The sequence below is a fragment of the Corynebacterium pseudodiphtheriticum genome (assembly GCF_023509295.1).
Classification (GTDB): Bacteria; Actinomycetota; Actinomycetes; order Mycobacteriales; family Mycobacteriaceae; genus Corynebacterium; species Corynebacterium pseudodiphtheriticum.
On sequence record NZ_CP091864.1, the window covers coordinates 722,392 to 744,760 of the forward strand.

The window sequence follows — 22,369 nt, forward strand, 5'->3', positions numbered from 1 at the left end:
ATGTTTTCCGCTTCGCTTGCACAGGCAAGTACAAACGTGACCACCGTAGCCCAGGCAGCAGCTGAAGAGGGCCTTGATGCGGGTAACCCGTTGATCAATATTGCCGTTTTTGCCGGCTTTATCATCGTCACCATGGCGATCGTGACGCGCGCTGGTAAGACCACTTCAGAAGCTTCCGACTTTTATACTGGTGGTGGACAGTTCTCCGGACGCCAAAACGGTTTGGCGATTTCGGGTGATTACCTATCTGCGGCGTCATTCCTCGGCATCGTCGGCGCAATCGCATTGTATGGCTACGACGGATTCTTGTATTCCATCGGTTTCTTCGTAGCATGGTTGTTTGCGTTGTTACTGGTTGCTGAACCAATGCGTAACGTGGGTCGATTCACCATGGCCGACGTACTTTCGTTCCGTTTACGGCAAAAACCTGTCCGTCTGGCCGCTGCTATCGCCACAGTATTTGTTTCGCTGTTCTACTTGGTTGCGCAGATGGCTGGTGCCGGTTCACTGGTTTCGGTTCTTCTTGGACTGGATCAAAAAGTGTGGCAGTACGTTACCGTCGGTATCGTTGGTGCGGTTATGACCGCATACGTGCTAATCGGCGGAATGAAGGGCACAACCTATGTGCAGATGATCAAAGCTGTTTTGCTGGTTACTGCTGTAGTTGTCATGATTATCTTGACCTTTATCGCTGCTGGTGGTGGCTTCACCACGCTGTTTGATCAGGCAGTAGAAACCCACCGTAACTCTGCATTCCTGGCCGAACGCGCCTATGAGGCCGAAGACATCATGAAGCCAGGATTGAAATATGGTTCGGATATTTGGACGCAGTTGGACTTCATTTCATTGGGTGTTTCACTGCTCTTCGGTGTTGGTGGCCTGCCACACGTGCTGATGCGTTTCTACACCGTTCCTACTGCGGTCGAGGCGCGCCGTTCAGTGACCTGGGCTATTGTCATTATCGGCTCGTTCTACCTGATGACCTTGGTTCTGGGTTACGGCGCGGCGGCACTGGTTGGCCCGGATCTCATCGTTGACGCCCCAGGCGGCGCAAATGCGGCTGCACCACTGCTGGCCCTTGAATTGATGGGACCAATCTTTATGGCCGTCGTCGCCGCGGTGGCATTCGCGACAGTGCTTGCGGTCGTGGCAGGTTTGACGATTACGGCATCCGCCTCGGTGGCTCACGATATTTATGACGCGGTGCTTCGCGACGGTGAGGCATCGGAAGAATCCCAGGTTCGTATTTCCCGCATCACTGTGATCGTGCTTGGAATTGCCTCGGTTGTCCTGGGCATCTTGGCGATGGAGCAGAACGTGGCTTTCTTGGTTTCGTTGGCCTTCGCTATTGCAGCCTCCGCAAACTTGCCGACGATCCTGTACTCGTTGTACTGGCGCAAATTCAATACCACCGGTGCTATTGCCTCGATGTACACCGGTCTAATCGGCTCCCTGTTGTTGATTTTCTTCTCGCCAGCCGTTTCTGGCAGCGAATCTTCGATGGTGCCGGGCGCAGACTGGGCAATCTTCCCACTGACTTCTCCAGGTCTGGTTTCCATTCCACTGGCCTTCCTGGCTGGTTATTTGGGTACCGTGCTCTCTAAGCCGGACAACCTTGACCATTTGGCGGCAGAAATGGAAGTTCGTTCGATGACGGGCGTAGGTGTGGAAGCACCAGTTGATCATTAAAGCTGTTCGCAGCGAACTAGCTAGTGACTGCTAGCTCTCCACAGAAATCCCTTAGCGTAGGTTAACGTTAAGGGATTTTGCTTTTGTAGGATATGTATTTGTGACGCGCTCAAAAGATTTCGGAAACGCAGATTCCACCTCATCGACGCCGCAGGTTTCAGCCGTTCAGTCTGGTTCTGGACTGCTCGGGATTAAGGTTTTGAGTTGGGGTCTCTTAACATCGGCAGTGGCGGTGATCGTCGCCGTGGCGTTCGTTGGCTCCCATAGCGGAATGAGTGCTTCGCATCTGTCGGTCAGCCCGAACGGAGAATTATCTGATGCCCGAGCTTCCGTCGATCGCAGTGGGCATGACGTTGCTAAAACCAGGGGCAACGATTCCGCAAGTTTTGGGTCAGGTGAAGAAAAAGCAGAGCCAGCTTCTCGGGGGTCGAAGAAGGCTAATCGTTCTCAACTAACTGAGGACAGCAATATCTTGCGTCCGAAGAAAATTGATTTCGTGGAAAATCAACAGGGTAGCCAGTTCACTTTGTATCGATTTTCTGATAATTCCAAGCTTGGTAGTACCAGTGATCGCATGGCCCGCCCGGCCTTATCCTTGGTGAAATTGTTTATAGCGGAATATGTCCTAGAAAATGGCGATGAATCAGATAAAAAGCTTGTCGATGCTATGATTACCGAATCGAGTGATGCGGCGGCCGACAAGCTGTGGGCGCAATATCCGGAATCCATCGATGAAGTTGCAGAAGACTATCGATTGTTTTCGACGCGAGCCGGCACCAAGTGGGGTTTTTCTGTCACGTCTACCTACGACGTAGTTAGCTTCATCGCACAAATCAAAGATGAAGATCCGAAACATCCACTTCTAGAGATGATGAAACGTACGGTCCCCGTGGCAGCTGACGGGTATGAGCAGGATTTTGGTACAGCCAAGTTGCCTGGAGTGCAAGGGACGAAATGGGGCTGGTCGGACGATCGCAGCCTGCATTCCTCGGTCTCGTTCGGTAAAGACTTCGTAGCTGCTGCCGCAATCACCGGTAGCGCAGATGACCTCTCCGAAATCGCTGAGAAACAGTTTATTCCGTATCTGAAATAACGCTGTTTGCCCCTGGCTGTTGTCGATCCAGCCAGACCTATTGCGGGTTGAATCATGTTAGGATAAATTTGTAATCCATATCATATTCATACCTGAAAGGACTCGTGTCACATTATGATCGACCACGAAGTGCGAACTAGACCTTCTGCAGAAGACTTCCCGTATGAGGAGCATTTGGCACACAAGATTGCCAAGGTTGCTGCTGATCCTGTCGAGGTTCCGTCTGATACTGCTGAGATGATCAAAAACCGGCTTATCGACAACGCTTCGGTCGCAATGGCTTCGCTGGTTCGCCGTCCTGTAACCTCTGCGCGCACTATGGCTACCGCGCACCCGGTTAGCGATGGGGGAGCGACCGTATTCGGCGTGGACGGTAACTATTCCGCAGAATGGGCTGCTCTTGCTAACGGCACTGCGGTGCGTGAATTAGACTTTCACGATACTTTCTTGGCGGCGGAATACTCCCACCCAGGTGATAATATTCCACCGATTTTAGCTGTTGCCCAGCACAAGGGACTCGATGGTAAAGCATTGATCCGCGGAATCGCTACCGGATACGAAATCCAAGTCAACCTGGTCAAGGGCATCTGCTTGCATGAGTTTAAGATTGACCACGTTGCGCATCTCGGGCCGTCGGTAGCTGCTGGCATCGGTACCATGCTGAACCTGGATGTGGACACCATTTACCAGGCTATCGGCCAGGCTCTGCACACCACCACAGCCACTCGTCAGTCCCGCAAGGGTTTGATTTCATCGTGGAAGGCCTACGCTCCAGCGTTTGCTGGCAAGATGGCAATCGAAGCTGTCGACCGCACTATGCGTGGGGAGGGTGCACCGGCGCCGATTTGGGAAGGTGAAGACGGATTCATCGCCTGGATGCTGCATTCTCCAGACAAAACTTATACCGTTCCCCTGCCTGATGAAGGTGAGGAAAAGCGCGCCATCCTGGAGACCTACACCAAAGAGCACTCCGCAGAATATCAATCGCAGGCTCCAATTGACTTGGCACGCCGGATGAAGAAGTCTTTGGAAGACAAGGGCCTGGATATCGCCGATATTGAATCTATCGTGCTGCACACTTCGCATCACACCCACTATGTCATCGGTACCGGTGCCAACGATCCACAAAAGATGGATCCGCATGCATCCCGTGAGACGCTGGATCACTCGATCATGTACATCTTTGCGGTAGCACTGCAAGATGGAGACTGGCACCACATCGACAGTTACGCACCCGAGCGCGCACAGAGGGCAGACACCGTCGAACTGTGGCACAAGGTCTCAACCGTGGAAGACCCAGCGTGGACGAAGCGCTACCACTCGACGGACCCAAACGAAAAGGCCTTTGGTGCCAAGGCTGTTATCACCTTTAAAGATGGCACCGTTGTGGAAGACGAGATGGCGGTTGCCGATGCCCACCCACTTGGCGCACGCCCATTTGAGCGCGAGAACTACCGCACTAAGTTCCGAACTCTGGCAGAGGGCATCGTCTCTGAGGAAGAACAAGAGCGATTCCTGGCAGCTGTTGACAACCTGGAAAACCTTACCGACCTTCGTGAGCTGAATATCCAGGTTTCTGACGACGTGTTGGCCCAGGCACCACAGACACCGAAGGGGATTTTCTAATGGCGGGATTATTTTCTTCCCAGACCACTGCAAACCAGAAGCGCAAGAATTTCCGTGAGTCTCTGAACGCACCGCAGATCACTACGTTGCCGGGAGCCTTTAACCCGCTGACTGCGAAGCTTATCGAAGATATTGGTGGCTTCTCGGGTGTTTATGTTTCCGGCGCGGTGCTTGCTAATGACCTCGGTTTGCCAGATATTGGCTTGACGACGCTCACCGAGGTTGCACAGCGATCCGGCCAGATCGCACGCGCGACCGAGCTGCCTGTGCTGGTTGATGCCGATACCGGTTTTGGTGAGCCCATGTCGGCAGCCCGCACCATTTCCGCGCTGGAAGACGCAGGACTGGCAGGTTGTCACCTGGAAGACCAGGTCAACCCGAAGCGCTGCGGGCACCTGGACGGAAAAGAAGTTGTGTCGACGGAGTTAATGGTGCGCCGCATTTCGGCAGCCGTCGGCCAGCGGCGCGACAAGGATTTCGTGATCTGTGCCCGCACAGATGCTGCAGGCGTCAACGGCATCGATGATGCTATCGATCGGGCGAAGGCCTATACCGAAGCCGGGGCAGATCTGATTTTCACTGAAGCGTTGCGTACCACGGACGACTTTGAGAAATTCCGTGCGGCAGTCGACACGCCTTTGCTGGCGAATATGACGGAATTCGGCAAGACCGAGCTGCAAAACGCGAAAACGCTGGAATCCATCGGTTATAACGCCGTGATCTGGCCGGTTTCGTCGTTCCGGGTTGCTATGGGGGCGACCGAACGCTTCCTGCGCGACCTGGGCGACAACGGCGACCAGAAATCCTGGTTGGACGATATGCAGCACCGCTCGCGGCTGTACGAACTCGTGCGCTACGAGGACTACAACGCGTTCGACCAAGACGTATTTACCTATTCACCGGAGCAGAATCTGTGATCTAAACGATCAATACGGCGTGCAGGTCAGCATCGCCGTTCTAGCAAAAGCTCAGGAAGGAGCTTGTAATGACTACCAAATCTGAAATTCGTAAGGGCCTGTACGGGGTCGTGGCAGATTACACCGCGGTCTCGAAGGTAATGCCAGAGACCAACTCATTGACTTATGCGGGCTATCCCGTGCAAGAGTTGGCGAAGCACTGCATTTTTGAAGAAGTAGCCTATTTGCTGTGGAACGGCGAGCTACCTGACTCCGGACAGCTGGAAGAATTTGCTGCTTCCGAGCGTGAATTGCGCGGACTGACCGAGGCAGAGATCAACTTGATTGAATCGATGCCGAAGGATGCCCACCCGATGGACACGCTGCGCACCTTTACTTCGTTCGTGGGCCAGTTCGATGAACATTTTACACGCGATGCCGACCATATCCGCGAGATTGGGCTGCGTCTGCTCGCGAAATTCCCCACTGCTGTCGCGTTGGATATTCGTCGCCGTAAGGGCAAGGGATATGTGGAGCCGTCGAAAGAAAAAGGCTTTGCCGAAAACTTTTTGTGGATGGTATTCGGAGATGAGGATAATTCTCCGGCGTTGCAGAAAGAAGCCATCCAAGCCTTTGACCGATCTCTGATCCTGTACGCAGAACATTCCTTTAACGCCTCGACGTTTAGCTCACGCGTGATTACCTCTACGACCTCCGATGTATATTCCGCGGTGACCGGTGGTATCGGTGCTTTGAAGGGGCCATTGCACGGTGGTGCGAATGAAGCTGTGATGCATAACATGATCGAAATCGGTGATCCGGACAAGGCAGAGCAGTGGTGTAAAGATCGTTTAGCCAGCAAACAAGTAGTCATGGGCTTCGGCCATCGCGTATACAAAACCGGCGACTCCCGGGTGCCGACGATGGAAGCCGCATTCAAAAAGCTCGCGGCTAACACTCCAGGCGCGGACAAGTGGGTTGAGATGTACGACATCATGGCCAAAACGATGGAAGAAAATACTTCCATCAAGATCAAACCAAACCTGGACTTCCCGGCTGGTCCTGCCTACTATCTGTTGGGATTAGAGATCGAATTCTTCACCCCAATTTTTGTGATGGCACGTATCACGGGTTGGACGGCACACATCTTGGAGCAGTACGAAAACAACTCACTGATCCGCCCACTGTCGGCATACAACGGGCCAGAGGAGCGCTCGGTTCCAGCAGCAAACTAGTCTGTCGGACGAACTAGGGCACCACAAGCCTAGGGAATCTAGGCTTTTAGAGCCCGAATTGTTTTGCAAGGTGCGCGTTATCCTGTGCGAGTTTCAGCAACTCTTGCACCGTGCGCGCACCTTGCTGTACTGCAGGGTCAGAGCTGAGCCGTTGCAGCTCGGCAACATTCGGTGGCGTCGTGCTACCTGGAATAGCTGGGAATTGACCTGGTGTGTTCTGCTGTGGGCCTTGTGGGAGACGCTGATTTTGGTTATTTTGTGGAGTCCGTCCCGCACCAGAGGCAACGCCTGGCTTCCACTGGCCCCAATCATGAGCGTAGACATTATTAATGTCGCAGACCACGCCACCAATAGTTTGCTGCTTATTCTGCGGCAGCTGATGGATAGTCGTGCGGGGGTGGATTTTTCCGCCAGAACCCCAGTCATGCATCCAGAAGTAGGAGCCAATGCCATCTTTGATAGCCCAGTCGATGACGTTGTAGTTGCCGTAGATTCCGGCAGAATATCCGGCAGCCTTCAGTAGTGCTTCAAAAGCACGGAGGTAGGGGGCAATTAAAGAATCGTATTCGCCCCGGGTGGGGTTGTCGTCAATGGCAATATAGATAGGACGGCCGGTTGGGCCACCTGCGCTGCGATGTAGAGCGATCGCCTTTGGTGCGTGGGTGGCGGCGCCTAAGGCGCCTTGTTTCCAGTCTGCAGTTGCGGCGCGGCCGAATTGGTAAACCGAGGCGGTTTCCAAGCCGAGTGCTGCCAGGTTGTTGGTTTCCGTGGCGCTGACGGGTTTGCCTAGCATCCACTCTGCACCTGGTCGGCGCTCAGAGACATAGCGTACGGCACCGAGGAAGCCGCCGTCCTTGATGGCACGGGCAGAAGGTACGCCGGCAGCGTAATCGAGCACCCGGCCCAAGATCGGGCCAGGGCCGTTTGCTGCTGCAGCGTGTGGGGCAGCGATAGTTGTGCTGGTGCTGGCAAAAGCGCCAGCTATCGCGAGGGCGCCGGTAGTGCGGAATAGAGAGCGTCGGCTGAAATTGCGACCGGTATTCATCAAGATTCCTCCAATCAGGAATGAACAATCGTCACAACAATATCAGTAGTAACAACAGTTTCGGGGTTAAAACGCGAGTGCTGGCGCGCTAAGTTATCGCTTAGGGGAGCTAGGAGTTCAGGAAGTTGAAACTCTCAAAAAATAAAACGTTGCAAAGGCGTGAATCAGTGAACCGGCTTGGGCTGCAATAGACTTTGCACAGACCTCATAAAATCCCTAAAACCAAGGCTTAAGCGCCCGAGAAAACAAGAAATCTCGAGCCATCATAGGAATGATGTCTCGAGATGACACGAAATATCTCAGAAAAAATGTGCCCCAGAGTGGATTCGAACCACCGACACCGGCTTTAGGAGAGCCGTGCTCTATCCCCTGAGCTACTGGGGCCGACACCGGCCGGGTATTCCGGCCAGCCATTAGCTTAGCGCACACGAAAATTTCGGGCGAATGCACCGGTGCGAGCCGCACTCTTCGCGGCAGGCAGTAAAATTTTAACCCTGGAGTTCTTCCAACTTTTTCGCTACATCACTGGCAGGTGGGTTCGTCATCGAGGAACCATCAGAAAACAGCACCGTTGGAATGATGCGGTTGCCATCGTTGACAGACTCGATCCATGGGTTGGCGTTTTTGGCTTGGCCTTCTTCCGAGTCTGGATCGATCACCGCAAATGGGGTGCCATTGGCTTCCAAATCACCGATCAGCTTGCGGCAAAACGGGCACCAGCTGGCAGCGAAGATGGTCACGTCGTGGGAGGTTTCTGGGGTTTGTACGTCAGACATTTAGGCTGCTGCCTTTCGTTCGTAGGTTAAGAATCGATATTTGAGCGGTAAATCACTGGGCTCATGCCCCGGAATTTGCAAGTGTCCATTCGCAGAGACTTGCCAATCGCTATCTGCTACCAGACCGAAATCATCGGGAACATCGGGAGCATACACGGCCCGCTGCCCATAAATGCTACCAATATTCGCCCCCATCAGGGTGATCTCTAACCGGTCGACATCGCCCAAGGTTGCCTCGTAGACTTTGCCACCGCCCAGAATCCATGCAGTGTGTAACTGCGCGACGTCGGCAAGCGAGCCGATAACCTCGGCGCCGGCAGACCAGCTACCTGGGCTTGCCGATGACAATACGTAGTTGTCCCGCCCAGGTAGTGGGCGGAATTGCTGGGGAAGCGACTGCCAGGTCTTGCGTCCCATGATCACCGGTGCGCCCGTGGTGATTTCTTTGAAATGCGCGAGATCCTCCGGCACATGCCACGGCATGGCCACCCCGTCGCCAATAATTCCGTCGAGTGATTGCGCCCAAATTGCTCCCAGCATGGTCACTACACCGAGACCTGTGCTTTGATCGACGGGTGCGGGTCATAGCCCTCGACCGCGATATCGGAAAACTCATAATCGAAAATGCTGGCAGCTTTGCGCAAACGCAGTTGTGGGTAAGCGCGTGGCTCGCGGCGTAGTTGCTCACGTACCTGATCGAAGTGATCGTTGTAGATATGGCAGTCGCCACCGGTCCAGATCAGCTCGCCGACTTCCAGCCCAGCCTGTTGGGCGAGCATATGCGTCAGTAAAGCGTAGGAAGCGATGTTGAAAGGCACACCCAAAAACAGGTCCGCGCTGCGCTGGTAAACCTGTAGTGAGAGCCTGCCGTCCGCGACGTATAATTGGAACAATAAATGGCAGGGCATTAATGCCATGTCATCCAACTCGGCGACGTTCCAAGCACTGACTACCATGCGCCGTGAATCCGGGTTTTCTCGCAGGTTGTGGACGGCTTGGGCGATTTGGTCGATATGCCCGCCATCTGGGGTTGGCCACGAACGCCATTGCACGCCATAAACCGGCCCTAATTCACCGTTATCATCGGCCCATTCATTCCAAATGCGCACACCGTTCTCCTGCAACCACGCCACGTTGGAATCGCCACGCAAAAACCACAACAACTCACCGACTACCGCGTGGAAATAGACTTTTTTAGTGGTCAACAGCGGGAAGGATTCAGCTAAGTTATACCGCAACTGTCGGCCGAACACGCTGGTGGTCCCGGTTCCAGTGCGGTCCTGCTTAGCTGTGCCGTTGTTTAGGACATCGCGCAATAAATCCTCGTAGGGAGTGCGGATCGTATTGCTAGCGGCTTGGGGATGGGCGCTACTCGTGGGGTCAGTTTCGGAGCTAGTTGCCGACTTAGTCATGAGCCATAGTTTACTAGCGCGTACCCATCGCTGCCGATTAACAACCAGCCATGGACAGCTAGGCATGAACAACCAGTCATGTATAACCAGCCATAGACAGTTAACGATTAATAGTGGCCGTTGGCTGCTTTGTAATCCGCGATATGGCCCAACATGTCGTCGGCAAGTTCTTTCCGGCAGATCAACAAATCCGGGATATAGGTATCGGCGCGGTTGAACCGGTGCTGCGAACCGTCCAAGCGACTAACGTGCAAACCGGCTGCTTGGGCCACTCCGACGGGCGCGGCCTGGTCCCACTCATATTGTCCACCGGAATGGATATAGGCATCAACGTCGCCTAGCAGGACTTTCATTGCTTTAGCGCCGGCAGAACCCAGCCTTACGGTCTGCAAACCCATGTGCTTGCCGACGTAGTCTGCAATTTCTGGAGGGCGGTTACGCGAAACCACAATGCGTCGCGAAAACGGACCGGATACCGCGCGCACATCAGACGAACGGAACACCACACCTAGGTCAGGTAGGCCGACGGCGGCATGCAGCGGCACTCCGTCTTCGACTAACGCGATATGCACAGCCCAGTCCTGGCGGCCGGTGGCGAACTCTTTTGTGCCATCGAGCGGGTCGACAATCCACACTCGTTTTTTCTGCAGCCGCGTGGGATTATCCTTGGCCTCCTCGGATAAAAAACCATCGTCTGGGCGATGCTGAGCAAGCACGCGCGCGATCCAGTTTTGGGCCAGCTCGTCACCGGCTTGCGCGAGCTCCTTATCCCGCAACAAACCAACCCCGCGGATTCCTTTGAGAATTTCCCCGGAACCTTGGGCCAAAAGGTTGGTGAGTCGAACATCTGATAACACGCCTGTCATGCCCCATACTGTAGCCGTAGAGTGGGCCTCATGCCTGATGACGTCCTATCTCGTTTCAGCCCGCCAGTGGCAGGCTGGTTTCGTGAAGTCTTTGCTCGGCCCACGCCCGTGCAACAACAAGCCTGGCAAGCGGTTTCTGCAGGGAAAAACGCGCTGGTTGTGGCCCCAACGGGGTCTGGTAAAACCCTGGCGGCGTTCTTTTGGGCGCTTAACGGGCTCATCGCTGGCGATGGTCAGCTTAGCCTGCCGGTTGGAAACAGCCAGGTCTCTCTTGCCGACGCAGGCAAACCCGGGGTTAAGGTGCTGTATATTTCGCCGCTGAAAGCCTTGGGCGTCGACGTCGAACGAAACTTACACGCCCCATTGACCGGCATTGAGCGGGTTGCACAACGTCTCGGTATGGATACCCCAGCGGTCAGCATCGGAGTACGCAGTGGTGATACCCCGCAAGCAGAACGCGCGCGGCAACTGCGTCGCCCGCCGGATATTTTGATCACTACCCCCGAATCGGCTTATCTCATGCTCACGGGTAAAGCCGCCGGGATTTTAACGACCGTTACCACCGTGATAGTCGATGAAATCCATGCGCTAGCTGGGAGTAAACGTGGGGTGCACCTAGCGCTCACACTAGAACGATTGGCGCGCATCGCCGACGACCCACAACGAATCGGTTTGTCTGCCACAGTGCGCCCGATTGAATCCGTGGCGCAGTTTTTGGGTGGTGACCGAGCCGTGGAAATTGTCGCGCCACCAGCGCAGAAGGCTTGGGAACTTGCTGTGCGCGTGCCGGTAGATGACATGTCAGATTTACCGGTACCGGAACAAGCCTCGACGATCGGGGAGATGACGGTCGATGATCCATTGGGGTTAAGCAGCGGTGGTGCGCCCGACGCTGCTAGCCCTACCTTTGCTAGTGATTCGGCGTTGCCAACCGCGAAATCAATCTGGCCGCATATCGAAGCTGAGCTCTACCAAACCATCATGGAATGCAACTCCACTCTGGTGTTCGTGAATTCCCGGCGAACCGCAGAGCGACTGACTTCTCGTCTCAACGAACTCTATGCCGCCGAGCATGCCCCAGAATCACTGTCGACGTCGACGCGCCGGGACCCCGCGCAGTTGATGAAACACACTGATATCGCGGGTACTGCGCCATTAGTTATTGCCCGCGCACACCACGGCTCGGTCTCTAAAGATGAACGTGCGCAGACGGAATCCCTGCTGAAACAAGGTGCGTTGAAAGCTGTCGTCGCGACCAGTTCATTGGAACTAGGCATCGATATGGGGGCAGTCGAACAGGTAGTGCAAGTAGAATCACCGCCGTCGGTGGCCTCCGCCTTGCAACGAGTTGGCCGCGCCGGCCACAGCGTAGGGGCCGTTTCAAAAGGAGATTTTTACCCGAAGCACCGCGCGGATCTCTTACAAACTGCAGTCACCGTCGGCCGGGTAGCCCCAGGATTGATCGAAAAGATCCATGTTCCACGCAATCCTCTGGACGTGTTGGTGCAGCAAACCATCGCTGCGGTAGCAGTGGAAGATCTGGACGTAGATGAATGGTTTACTACTATTCGTCGCGCCTGGCCGTATCGTGATTTGGACCGCGAGGTCTTCGAATCGGTGCTAGATCTGGCCAGCGGACTGTACCCTAGTACCGATTTTTCTGAGTTGAAACCGCGCATTGTGTTTGACCGGGTGCGCAACACTTTGTCTACCCGGCCTGGTTCGCAACGAGTGGCGGTAACAAGCGGCGGCACTATCCCGGATCGTGGCATGTTCGGGGTTTTTCTGGCGGGTACGACAGACACAGCCACTGGAGCTAGCACCACTCGCGGCGACACGACCAGCAAAGCCACCCCGCGCCGGGTCGGTGAGCTAGACGAAGAAATGGTGTACGAATCCCGCGTCGGGGATGTTTTCACCCTAGGCGCGAGCAGCTGGCGCATCGAAGACATCACGCGTGATCAAGTCATCGTGACTCCCGCGCCGGGCCACACGGGGCGTCTGCCGTTTTGGAGCGGCGATCAGCTAGGACGCCCTTATGAGCTGGGATTAGCTTTGGGCGAATTTCGACGCGAAGCCCACCGAAAACGAGAGGCTTTGCTGGATGAGCTTCCATTAGATGAGCGTGCGCGAGCCAACGTATTGGGTTATTTGGATGAGCAATACGAAGCAACTGGGCTGATCCCGGATGAAAAAACACTGGTTCTGGAACGTTTTCGTGACGAACTCGGTGACTGGCGCGTCGTCTTGCACACCCCTTTTGGGCGTGGTGTCAACGCTGCCTGGGCATTAGCGGTTGGTGCGCGCATTGCGGACAACACCGGAATGGATGCCCAAGCAGTGGCCGGTGATGATGGCATTGTGCTGCGAGTGCCTGAAGGCGAGCAGCAGCCAGATGCGTCACTGTTTATCTTCGCTACTGATGAGATCGAAGACATAGTGACCAATCAAGTGGGTAATTCTGCGTTATTTGCTTCGCGGTTTCGTGAATGCGCGGCACGTGCGCTGTTATTGCCGCGCTACAACCCGGGTAAACGCGCCCCGCTATGGCAGCAGCGGCAAAAGGCAGAACAACTACTGGACGTGGCACGGAAGTATCCGTCCTTTCCTATCATTTTGGAAACCGTGCGTGAATGCTTACAAGATGTCTATGATCTTCCGGCATTAAATGAGGTCACCCGTGGTATTGCCCAGCGCAATATTCGGATTGCGGAAGTGACCACGGAGCAACCATCGCCATTTTCTTCGTCGTTGTTGTTTAATTACACCGGCGCGTTCATGTATGAAGGCGATAGCCCACTGGCTGAGAAACGGGCAGCGGCGCTGTCATTGGACCCAAGCTTGCTGGCAAAGCTACTGGGCACCGTGGAGCTACGTGAACTCTTGGATCCGAGCGTGATCACGACGGTGCATGAATCGCTGCAGCACACTGCGCCAGATCGCCGAGCCCAGACAGCAGAACAATTAGCCGATACCCTGCGACGCATCGGACCCATCCCAGTTGCACGGTTTGCTGAATATGCAGACATTTCTGTCGCCAGAGCCCGGCGCGAGTTGGGCTCACGTGTGATGTTGGTGCGCATGGTGGGCGAGGACTATCTGGCGCAATCCCACGATGCAGCGTTGCTTCGCGACGGACTAGGAATACCAGTACCACCCGGTGTGCTGGCACCTACTGAGACCATTGATGATGCTCTCGCACAATTACTAAAGCGCTGGTCTCGGGCACGAGGCCCGTTTGTAATACACGATGCTGCGCAAGCATTCGGCCTAAGTATCTCCAGTGCCTGGCATATCGTACAAGGATTAGCTGCCAGCGGTGAGTTAGTGGAAGGACACTACCGCCAAGGGATTGATGAACTGGAATATTGCGCTTCGGGAGTATTAAAGCAGATCCGTTCGCGCTCGTTGGCGGCGGCCCGCAAAGCGCAAAAACCTGTGAGTGAGTCAGCGTTTGCTCGCTTCTTATTAGATTGGCATCAGATAACCGAGATACCTGGCGGTGCGCCCGGCACAGTTGGGACTACAGGCCCTCGTACTTCCCACGCCAGTGCAAGGGAGCAAGGGCTGCGCGGGGCGGATGGGGTTTTCGCAGCAGTCGAGCAATTAGCCGGGGTGCGGTTGCCGGCGAGTGCTTGGGAGCATCTGGTGCTGCCGTCCCGGGTACCCGGTTTTAGCCCGCGTCACCTCGACGAACTCACCAGCAATGGGGAAGTGCTGATCCGGGGAGCGGGGCAAGCTGGGAGCAATGACCCTTGGATCATGTTGCTGCCTGCTGAATATGCGGCGCAGCTCGCGCCAATTGCGGATGGGGAAAATCCGAATCTGTCGGCCGTGCAGCAAGCCATCGTCGACGTCTTGCACAATGGTGGTGGCTATCTGTTTGCGGATATCGTCGACCAGCTAAGCCTGCATTCTAGTGATGCAGTTCGCGAGGGCCTATGGGGCCTGGTTGATCTTGGGATGGTCAGCCCGGATAGTTTTGCTCCGCTTCGCGCACGGCTGGCGGGTGGTACGGGCAGGGCGCACAAAGCTAAGCGACAGCCCCGTCGCAGCCGCTTGCGCTTGGGACGCACGAGTTTCGCCACCGGGCAGAACGCCCGGCCAGCTCAAGCTACACCGCCGGATATGGTGGGGCGTTGGGCACTGACAATACCTGCCGACACCGACGCCACGGCACGCTCGGTAGCCCAAGGCGAGGCCTGGCTCGACCGCTATGGTGTGGTCAGTCGTGGCAGCATCGTATCCGAGGATGTGCCTGGTGGTTTCGCCTTGGCATACAAAGTATTGAGTGAGTTTGAATCCACTGGTAAAGCCCAACGTGGGTATTTCATTGAAGGGCTGGGGGCAGCACAGTTTTCGACGCCCGCAGTGGTGGACCGGCTACGTGGTTGTGATGATGCTCCAGATGTACACGGGTGGCCGTCGGGAACAGCGCAGCCGAGCATAGTTCTGATAGCTGCCACTGATCCGGCGAATCCGTACGGGGCGGCGTTGGATTGGCCGCGTGCGGACGGTGAGACAGCAGATACCGGAAGCACTGCTCGTGCGCGTCCGTCCCGTGCTGCTGGTGCCCTGGTTGTGCTTGTCGACGGATTATGTTTGGCGCATCTGAGCCGAGGCGGAAAAACCTTGACGACGTTTTTCGAAGCTTTACCAGAAGACATCGAACAGGATCCGACACAATTATTGGTGACTGCGCTACAGGCTGGATTGGAAAAAGAGTGGATCCGCCCGTTGATTATCGAAAAGGCCAATGGAACAGCAATCCTGGGGTCGGCACTGGCAATTTCTATGCGAGAACATGGCGCTAAACTCAGCCCGAAAGGTATCCGGCTGGGAAACTAGTCTGCTTGCACTGGTTGGTGCAAGGATCCAAGCAGAGTTTGCTGCAGTGGCCGCTGCACAATGTAGTGCGGCGGCTGTTGTCCTGGTGGAACAAACGAAACCGAAAATTCTCTGAAACGGAGGCAGTCTCGATATGCCAGAAGGCGATTCCGTCTTGCAGCTCTCCCAGCGCTTGCAATTTCTTGTGGGCAAGACAGTCACGCATACTTCTCTGCGCACCCCGCGCTATGCAACCCACGATTTCTCTGGTGCACGCTGCACAAAAATCTGGCCTTATGGAAAATACTTATTCATGCTTTTTGAGGAGCATGTTCTGGCTACGCACCTGAAAATGGAAGGCAGCTGGGCGATGCACCTGGTTGGGGACAAATGGCGCAAGCCTGGCTACACCGCGCGGGTCGTACTGCGATTTGCGCATCAACCGCGCGACATCGAAATCGTGGGCCATCAGCTTGGCTTAGTGCGCGTGTTGCCGGTTGCTGATTATCAACGATTCATCGCAGATTTAGGGCCAGATATTTTAAGTGATGATTGGGAAGACAGCGATGTAGACAGCGATGTAGGGGAGCAGTATAACGAAGGCCGGGAGGCCAGAGAGACTGGTAGCGCAGAGGCGCTACGCCGAATTATGCAACAACCGCATCGCCCCATCGGAACTGCGCTCCTGGACCAAACCAACCTGGTTGGTATTGGCAATGAGTATCGAGCAGAAATTTGTTTTCTAGCTGGTGTTCACCCAGCAAGTCGCGTCGGCAAGCTCGGCTACGAGCGGGTTGCCGAAATTTTGGAGATTGCGCGGCGGATCATGTGGGCGAATAGGCACGAACCGGTACGGGTGACCACCGGAATTAAACGCGCCGGGGAGACAACCTATGTGTTTGGGCGCAATAAGCAGCCATGCCGACGCTGCCGCAGCTTGATCGTGTCAGATTCACTCGGCGGACCGGATCAGAAACAGAGCGGTGGAATCGCCGGTGAACTCGAGCGCATAATCTGGTGGTGCCCACAGTGCCAACGGTTGCTGGATTAGCTGTTGTTTTGATGCTGTTTCCGATACCAATGCAGCAAGTGGTCCGTCGAACTGTCGCCGGAATCGATTTCTTCCGCGCCGGAAACTGCAGGCAATAGCTCGTCAGCCTGGGTTTTTCCGAGCTCAACTCCCCATTGGTCGAAGGAGTTCACGTCCCATATCACGCCTTGCACAAAGGTGATGTGTTCGTACAACGCGATCAGGCTGCCCAGTACCTCCGGGGTTAACTTCGGCGCCAGAATCGTGGTAGTGGGGCGGTTACCAGGCATCACCAGATGGGGCACTAATTCTTCCGCGACGCCTTCGGCAGCAACTTCTTGCGCGGTCCGACCAAAGGCCATGACTTTTGATTGCGCGAAGAAATTACTCATCAACAAATCGTGTAAAGAACCTTCACCGTCGATAGCTGCTAAATCATTATGCGGGCGGGCGAAGCCAATGAAATCGGCTGGAATGAGATGCTTGCCCTGGTGCAGCAACTGGAAGAACGCATGCTGGCCGTTGGTTCCCGCCTGGCCCCAGTAGATTTCGCCGGTGGTATAGTCCACGCCTGTGCCGTTACGGCGCACGGATTTGCCGTTAGATTCCATGGTCAGTTGCTGTAAGTAAGCGGGGAAACGGCGCAGGTGCTGCGAATAAGGCAAAATTGCGTGGCTGGCTGCTCCGTGGAAATTCGTGTACCACACGCCCAACAACCCCATGAGCACGACGACGTTATCGCTTAAGTCTGTGCGGTAGAAATAGTCATCGATGGCATGAAAACCATCCAGGAACCGGCGGAAGTCTTCCGGCCCAATGCACAGCATCAGCGATAACCCGATCGCGGAGGTTACTGAATAACGGCCACCGACCCAATCCCAGAAAACAAACATATTGTCCGGGTCGATACCGAATTCGCGGACTTTATCCGCATTAGTAGATACCGCCACGAAATGCTGTGCCACCGCATCCGCGCTGCCGAGTTTGTCGACGAGCCAACGCCGAGCAGCCGTGGCATTAGACAGTGTTTCTTGGGTACCGAACGATTTTGAACTGACGATAAACAAGGTGGTTTCTGGATCTACCACGCCCAAGGTGTCGTTCATGTCCGCTGGATCCACGTTGGAAACATATTCTGCGTGAATTCCTGCGGTGTTGTATTCCTGGAGTGCTAGTGCGGCAAAGGCTGGGCCGAGATCTGAACCACCGATGCCGATGTTCACAATGGTCCGGATTTGTTTGCCCGTAAACCCGGTGCGGGTGCCGTCCCGCAGGGAAGTGGCAAAGCGCTCCATTTTTTCCAGTTCGGCGTGGACATCCTGGGTGATGTTCTGGCCGTCTACGAGTAAATCTTCTGTGCCCTGTGAGAGAAAAGACCCAGGTGCCCGGAGCGCGGTGTGTAAGACAGCGCGATCTTCGGTGTTGTTGATGTGTGCACCGGAGAAAAACTTCTCCCGGGCTTCGCGCAGACCGGCGCGCTCGGCGAGAGCCAACAAGTGGTTATGAATGTTGTCATCGATCCAGTTTTTTGACAGGTCGAGGTGCAACTCGCCGGCAGAAAAAGACCACCGCCGGGCACGATCAGGATCCGACTGGAACAACGAGCGAAGATGGAAATCCTGCTCGTCGGCCAGAGCTTTGAGACGCTGCCATTCCGGGGTGGTGGTTATCGATGCAAAAGAACTCACGAAGTTAAATGATACCGACTTGTGCTCGTACGCACGACAGGTGCCCGCCAATTTCGAGTACACGAGACAGCAGTTTTATCCCATAGCTGCCAACCCTGATGCTCGGTGGTGTGCGGATGGTGCGCCGCGGCACGGTCGGCGGTGCTGGTCGCTTTGGGCGGCTGGGCGGCTGAGCAGTGTTCCGTGGCGGGGGAAGCAGTCTCGACTTGCACGGTGGTGCGTGCAATTCCGTACTTGGTGCGCAAAACGTTTTCGACGTGGCGCAGAACTATCTCGTGCTGCCGGGTGGCGACGACGTGCACCGTGGCCACCGCATCCGATCCAGTCAAAGACCACAGATGTAGGTCATAAACCTGCTGTACGCCAGGAATGCGAAGGATCTCGCGCTGGATTGCCACATAGTCTAATCCGGCCGGGGCATGCTGCATCAGTACCGAGAGAGATTGCTTTAACAAGTGCCAGCAACGGGGCAACAAGACTGCCAGGATGAGCACGGACACCGCAACATCCGCACCGTTCCAACCAGTTGCCCAGACCACCCCGGACGCAAAAATGACTCCGACGGAACTGAGCATATCTGAGATGATGTGCAGGTAAGCGCCTTTGATATTCAGCGAATTCTGCGATGGCTTGTGCAGCAATAGCATTGCTAGCAGGTTGGCTAGTAGGCCGATGGTAGCGACGACCATCATGACTTCGGCGGAAAGTTCAGCGGGATAGTGAATCCGTCGGAGCGCGGTGACCATGATCCACACTGCAATAGCCATCACTAGTAAAGCGTTGAGTGCAGAGGCTATAACCTCGGCACGCGCAAACCCATAGGTTGCCAGTTGGGTAGCTTTGCGCTGGCCCCACCACATTGCGAGACCTGCCATGACCAAGCCGACGGAATCAGTGGCCATGTGTCCAGCGTCGGCAAGCAAAGCTAGCGATCCCGACCAGAACGCGCCGACGATCTCCGCAACCAAAATTACGGTGGTTAAGACAATGACGGCTACGAGGCGTACACCCGTTGCCGCGCCATGATGACAGTGGCCTGGTCCGTGTTGGCCCTGGCGTTGCGGACAAGATTGACTTGCGTGCGCAGTTTCTGGGGAATGTGTACACATATGCAAAACTGCTCCTTCCTGGTTGCAGCTAGTTCGTGAATTAACTGCGCGAGTTGGGGCGAGTCATCATGAACCGGTGCGGACTAGTGGTTGTGCGAATCAGCAGATTCTTCTGCGATATCAATCTGGCCAGTATTTGGGTCATAGGTGATGGATCCGTGCTGGAATTTCACACGGATTGGGGTGGTGCCGTCATAGTTTTCCGGAGTGCTCGTCGGCAAGCCCAGCGTGTTGACCGCACCGTTTGCCCAGGCGCGTGCGATTTCTCCCCAAAGTGCTTGGGTTCCGGTTTCTTCGGAATCGACGATCACGCCGTTGTCGAAGACAGCGAAGTCAACGTCTGCGCCTAAACCGGTGTTTGCACCAGCAGTGCCAATGCCAGTGATCGGTGTACCCAAGACGGGCCCCAATAGGGCGTTAATGCGTGCCCATGTCTGCTCAATGTTGGAATCGCCGCTCAACTTCACTACGCGCCCGACCAGACCGGGAATATCACCGAGATTGAGCCCAGGCAGTACTTGGAGTTGTGCCAGGTTATTTGCATCACCGGGCAGGCTGCTGGTTTGAGAGTTTTTCAGCAAAGTCATAACGATTGGGGCGATCACACCAATTGCAGTGGCAGCGAGCTGAGCGAGATCCTGGCCACCATTGCCATTTGGCGACGACGGACGTTGCGGAGGTGTGCTTTGCGGTTGGTTGCCCGGCTGGCTCGGTGTGCCACCTGGATTTCCCGCGATCATGCTGGAAACTCGGCTATAGGCCTGGTTGGTTGCGGCGCGGATCGACGCCCACTGTTTGACAGCTTCATCGCCGGGACACTCGGTGTTGTCGACATCGCGGTGGCCGTGGAAACGGTTGAACGTCCGGGTGTCGCCAGCAGGGTAGCGAGCGTATTGGCTACCTTCGGAGGTCAGCGATACGGTACCGGACGGGTCGAAGCCAGATTGTGCTGCGCGCCAGCCAGCGATTTGGCCGACGGAGTCGATTGTCGGCTGTGGAACCGGCGCGATTTGGTGGTTGCCAATCATTGCGATCCCAAAGGTTCCGGTGTTGTACCCACCTGCATGGGCGCCGAGTACACCGGCGTTCAAGCCATCGCGGCGGCCTTCATAGATGGTGCCGAACTTGTCGACGAGTGCGTGGTAGCCGATATCGCACCAGCCCAAAGATTGTGTGTGGTACTGGTATGCGCCACGGACCTGTGCCGCAGCGGATTCTCTGGTGTAATTGTTAACCCCTGCGGTGTGGTGCAGCGTCATGGCTTTGTAATCCATGCCGGTTGGCCCACAGTTGCCGCGGAAAGATTCGTTGGCGCCCCATGCCTGACGGGTGACCACACTGGGCAGGCCAACGGCAAGGTTTGCGGTCGGCTGAATACCGGCCGGGGTTGCACCTTCTTGGCCATTGACGAAAACGGCGTTGAGCTCTTCAGCTTTTGGTAATGGTGCGACACCGACAGCGTTATCAGTGTGCGTGAGGTCTACAGAATCAGTTACTGGTTGGATTATGCCTTCGGAGGTTTCTAAGCCAGCTTTGGGGGTCGTGATCTGTGGTGCTAGCTCTGGGGCATGATCGTCGGAGTCAGCATGATCATCATGGACACTGTGATCACCGTGATCACTGTGGTCATCATGGTCAGCATGACCGTCATGGACACTGTGGTTATCGTGGACTTCGGCACCATAAAGGTCCACTCCAGCCAGAGAAACCTGCACCTTGTGGGTTGGAGCAACATAGATCAACTCGGTGCCTTGTTGCGTGGCCTCATCGGGGTTGGGAAGCGGGTGGGTTTCTAGCCATGGGCCCCAAGAGCCATCGGCTGCTTGTGCGCGGAAGAATGCGAGAACGTCACGGTTGCCTTTCCAGGTCAGCGCAAAGGAATCAAATTCTTCTTCTTGCGTAAATTCTTGCACGGCGCGTGATTCGCCTTCTGCAGGGCTGTCATGCTGGTGACCATGACCGTGACCGTGGTCGTGAGCTCCTTGGGTAGCAATCGCGGGATCGTCGACGACGGTTGTGGTGCCACTGGAAAAGCTTGCGGTTTTCAGGGTGGCTTCGACTGGTTGTTCACCTGCGCTTTGTGTATTCAGCACGTGGTTGCCGCCGAATGCAGCAGCCGCTACGAGGGCGGAGGTACTGGTTAGTGCGATCGTTGGCGTGAGCCAGCGGGGGCGGGAAGGAGATAAGCGTCTACGCATCTTCATGATGGACTCCTTGTATCTATAAACGAGGGTTTATGCATTTCCAGGTGCAGTAAGGTTAATGCAATTTAGTTCATGCAACTGAAGTTACAAGTGTTACGGGTGTTAACGATGTTTCGACACGCCCGAAAAGATCCCAAAACATTGGGGCAACCTGGTTTATGCGACTGCTAGCCCAAGTTGAGGCCTACGGGTTAGAAAGACCGGTTTGAGTTCAGAGGGGTCGTTGCAACGACCCTTCTAGAATCCAAGCGGAGTCTGGAAATACGAAAAACCCGCAAACACCGTAAGGTGTTCGCGGGTTGTGTGGACCTGAGAATCTTGGGTTGGTAGGTTTCTCAGGCTTGTTAAATTGAAGACGGGCGCCAGCCGGCGTCTGGCCAGCAGTGGAACTCTCCGCCTTGGTAGAGCAGCGGGGCTACCGATGCGTCGGAATCGCATTCTTCCACGGTTACGATCACGATGGTGTGGTCCCCAGCGGGGGTCTTGGACTGAATCGTGCCCGAAAACCAGGATGCAGCGCCAGAAATTACTGGAACATCGAGTGCAGTCCGGTGGGTTTTCACCCCAGCGAAGCGGTCGATTCCTTTTCTCGCAAATTGTTGGGCCAGCGGTGCTTGACCTTGTGCCAGAACGGAAATTGCAACAGGGTTGCCTACTTTGAGTTTTGGCAGAGAGGAAGAATGATTGCCCACCGATAGCATGACCAGCGGCGGGTCTAGGGACAGCGAAGAAAAAGCGGAAACCGTCATCCCCGCATCTGCTCCCTCATGCAACGTGGTTACCACCGTGGTGCCTTTCGGGAAGGCGCCCGATGCGCCACGCAACTTGTCTTTCAGACTGAAACCAGTGGTCGAATTGTTCGAATCTGTCACT

General features: G+C 55.4%; 16 protein-coding genes and 1 tRNA gene. 7 read left to right on the top strand and 10 right to left on the bottom strand.

Annotation, left to right across the window (positions count from 1 at the left end; translation table 11 throughout):
* The 5 genes from L9H78_RS03200 to L9H78_RS03220 all read left to right on the top strand — a co-directional run bounded on the left by L9H78_RS03200 (position 1) and on the right by L9H78_RS03220 (position 6,539).
* On the top strand, positions 1-1,689 hold the full coding sequence (locus tag L9H78_RS03200; protein ID WP_249618457.1) for a solute symporter family protein: 1,689 nt from the start codon (positions 1-3) through the stop codon (positions 1,687-1,689).
* A 100-nt stretch (positions 1,690-1,789) separates the two neighbouring features.
* Positions 1,790-2,782, top strand: a complete 993-nt coding sequence (locus tag L9H78_RS03205) for a hypothetical protein (protein ID WP_249620471.1) — start codon at positions 1,790-1,792, stop codon at positions 2,780-2,782.
* 114 nt (positions 2,783-2,896) lie between these two features.
* Entirely contained in the window at positions 2,897-4,408 is a 1,512-nt protein-coding gene (gene prpD, locus L9H78_RS03210) for a 2-methylcitrate dehydratase PrpD (protein ID WP_249618459.1), read from the top strand.
* Entirely contained in the window at positions 4,408-5,325 is a 918-nt protein-coding gene (gene prpB, locus L9H78_RS03215) for a methylisocitrate lyase (protein WP_249618460.1), read from the top strand. The genes prpD and prpB overlap by 1 nt, the downstream gene beginning before the upstream one ends.
* A 68-nt stretch (positions 5,326-5,393) precedes the next feature.
* A complete protein-coding gene (locus tag L9H78_RS03220) occupies positions 5,394-6,539 on the top strand; it encodes a bifunctional 2-methylcitrate synthase/citrate synthase (RefSeq protein ID WP_249620472.1) in 1,146 nt (381 codons plus the stop codon).
* A 46-nt stretch (positions 6,540-6,585) separates the two neighbouring features.
* On the opposite strand, the gene L9H78_RS03225 is transcribed toward L9H78_RS03220, so the two are convergent.
* The 6 genes from L9H78_RS03225 to L9H78_RS03250 all read right to left on the bottom strand — a co-directional run bounded on the left by L9H78_RS03225 (position 6,586) and on the right by L9H78_RS03250 (position 10,638).
* A complete protein-coding gene (locus L9H78_RS03225; RefSeq protein WP_249620473.1) occupies positions 6,586-7,584 on the bottom strand; it encodes a DUF1906 domain-containing protein in 999 nt (332 codons plus the stop codon).
* Positions 7,585-7,895: 311 nt separating this feature from the next.
* Positions 7,896-7,968, bottom strand: a tRNA-Arg gene (locus L9H78_RS03230).
* Between the two features lie 104 nt (positions 7,969-8,072).
* The gene (locus tag L9H78_RS03235) at positions 8,073-8,360 is read right to left on the bottom strand and encodes a glutaredoxin domain-containing protein (protein WP_249618463.1); all 288 of its coding nucleotides are present in this window, start codon (positions 8,358-8,360) and stop codon (positions 8,073-8,075) included.
* Positions 8,361-8,900 (bottom strand): dihydrofolate reductase, encoded by a 540-nt coding sequence (locus L9H78_RS03240; protein ID WP_034646222.1) that lies wholly within the window; start codon positions 8,898-8,900, stop codon positions 8,361-8,363.
* Between the two features lie 5 nt (positions 8,901-8,905).
* Positions 8,906-9,772: a thymidylate synthase gene (locus L9H78_RS03245; protein WP_249620474.1), complete on the bottom strand. Its 867-nt coding sequence runs from the start codon at positions 9,770-9,772 to the stop codon at positions 8,906-8,908.
* A 107-nt stretch (positions 9,773-9,879) separates the two neighbouring features.
* A complete protein-coding gene (locus L9H78_RS03250) occupies positions 9,880-10,638 on the bottom strand; it encodes a 3'(2'),5'-bisphosphate nucleotidase CysQ (RefSeq protein WP_249620475.1) in 759 nt (252 codons plus the stop codon).
* Positions 10,639-10,668: 30 nt separating this feature from the next.
* Here L9H78_RS03250 and L9H78_RS03255 point away from each other — a divergent pair, with 30 nt between their 5' ends.
* Together L9H78_RS03255 and L9H78_RS03260 are read left to right on the top strand one after the other, a co-directional pair.
* Positions 10,669-15,486 (top strand): ATP-dependent helicase, encoded by a 4,818-nt coding sequence (locus tag L9H78_RS03255; protein WP_249620476.1) that lies wholly within the window; start codon positions 10,669-10,671, stop codon positions 15,484-15,486.
* A gap of 133 nt (positions 15,487-15,619) precedes the next feature.
* Positions 15,620-16,516: a DNA-formamidopyrimidine glycosylase family protein gene (locus L9H78_RS03260; protein WP_249620477.1), complete on the top strand. Its 897-nt coding sequence runs from the start codon at positions 15,620-15,622 to the stop codon at positions 16,514-16,516.
* Here L9H78_RS03260 and pgi read toward each other — a convergent pair.
* From pgi to L9H78_RS03280, 4 genes are all read right to left on the bottom strand, one after another.
* A complete protein-coding gene (pgi, locus tag L9H78_RS03265) occupies positions 16,513-18,183 on the bottom strand; it encodes a glucose-6-phosphate isomerase (protein WP_249620478.1) in 1,671 nt (556 codons plus the stop codon). The two genes, L9H78_RS03260 and pgi, sit on opposite strands and share 4 nt — an antisense overlap.
* Complete coding sequence (locus tag L9H78_RS03270) at positions 18,180-19,292, bottom strand: cation diffusion facilitator family transporter (RefSeq protein WP_249620479.1); 1,113 nt, start codon at positions 19,290-19,292, stop codon at positions 18,180-18,182. The genes pgi and L9H78_RS03270 overlap by 4 nt, the downstream gene beginning before the upstream one ends.
* A gap of 83 nt (positions 19,293-19,375) precedes the next feature.
* Entirely contained in the window at positions 19,376-21,496 is a 2,121-nt protein-coding gene (locus L9H78_RS03275) for an N-acetylmuramoyl-L-alanine amidase (protein WP_249620480.1), read from the bottom strand.
* Positions 21,497-21,840: 344 nt separating this feature from the next.
* On the bottom strand, positions 21,841-22,368 hold the full coding sequence (locus L9H78_RS03280) for a flavin reductase family protein (RefSeq protein ID WP_249618471.1): 528 nt from the start codon (positions 22,366-22,368) through the stop codon (positions 21,841-21,843).
* Position 22,369: the final 1 nt, after the last annotated feature.

Coding starts and splice junctions, on each gene's coding strand:
- prpB (WP_249618460.1), top strand. CDS start 4,408: ATGGCGGGATTATTTTCTTCCCAGACCACTGCAAACCAGAAGCGCAAG.
- L9H78_RS03235 (WP_249618463.1), bottom strand. CDS start 8,360: ATGTCTGACGTACAAACCCCAGAAACCTCCCACGACGTGACCATCTTC.
- L9H78_RS03225 (WP_249620473.1), bottom strand. CDS start 7,584: ATGAATACCGGTCGCAATTTCAGCCGACGCTCTCTATTCCGCACTACC.
- L9H78_RS03200 (WP_249618457.1), top strand. CDS start 1: ATGTTTTCCGCTTCGCTTGCACAGGCAAGTACAAACGTGACCACCGTA.
- L9H78_RS03240 (WP_034646222.1), bottom strand. CDS start 8,900: ATGCTGGGAGCAATTTGGGCGCAATCACTCGACGGAATTATTGGCGAC.
- L9H78_RS03245 (WP_249620474.1), bottom strand. CDS start 9,772: ATGACTAAGTCGGCAACTAGCTCCGAAACTGACCCCACGAGTAGCGCC.
- L9H78_RS03220 (WP_249620472.1), top strand. CDS start 5,394: ATGACTACCAAATCTGAAATTCGTAAGGGCCTGTACGGGGTCGTGGCA.
- prpD (WP_249618459.1), top strand. CDS start 2,897: ATGATCGACCACGAAGTGCGAACTAGACCTTCTGCAGAAGACTTCCCG.
- L9H78_RS03250 (WP_249620475.1), bottom strand. CDS start 10,638: ATGACAGGCGTGTTATCAGATGTTCGACTCACCAACCTTTTGGCCCAA.
- L9H78_RS03255 (WP_249620476.1), top strand. CDS start 10,669: ATGCCTGATGACGTCCTATCTCGTTTCAGCCCGCCAGTGGCAGGCTGG.
- L9H78_RS03270 (WP_249620479.1), bottom strand. CDS start 19,292: ATGTGTACACATTCCCCAGAAACTGCGCACGCAAGTCAATCTTGTCCG.
- L9H78_RS03260 (WP_249620477.1), top strand. CDS start 15,620: ATGCCAGAAGGCGATTCCGTCTTGCAGCTCTCCCAGCGCTTGCAATTT.
- L9H78_RS03275 (WP_249620480.1), bottom strand. CDS start 21,496: ATGAAGATGCGTAGACGCTTATCTCCTTCCCGCCCCCGCTGGCTCACG.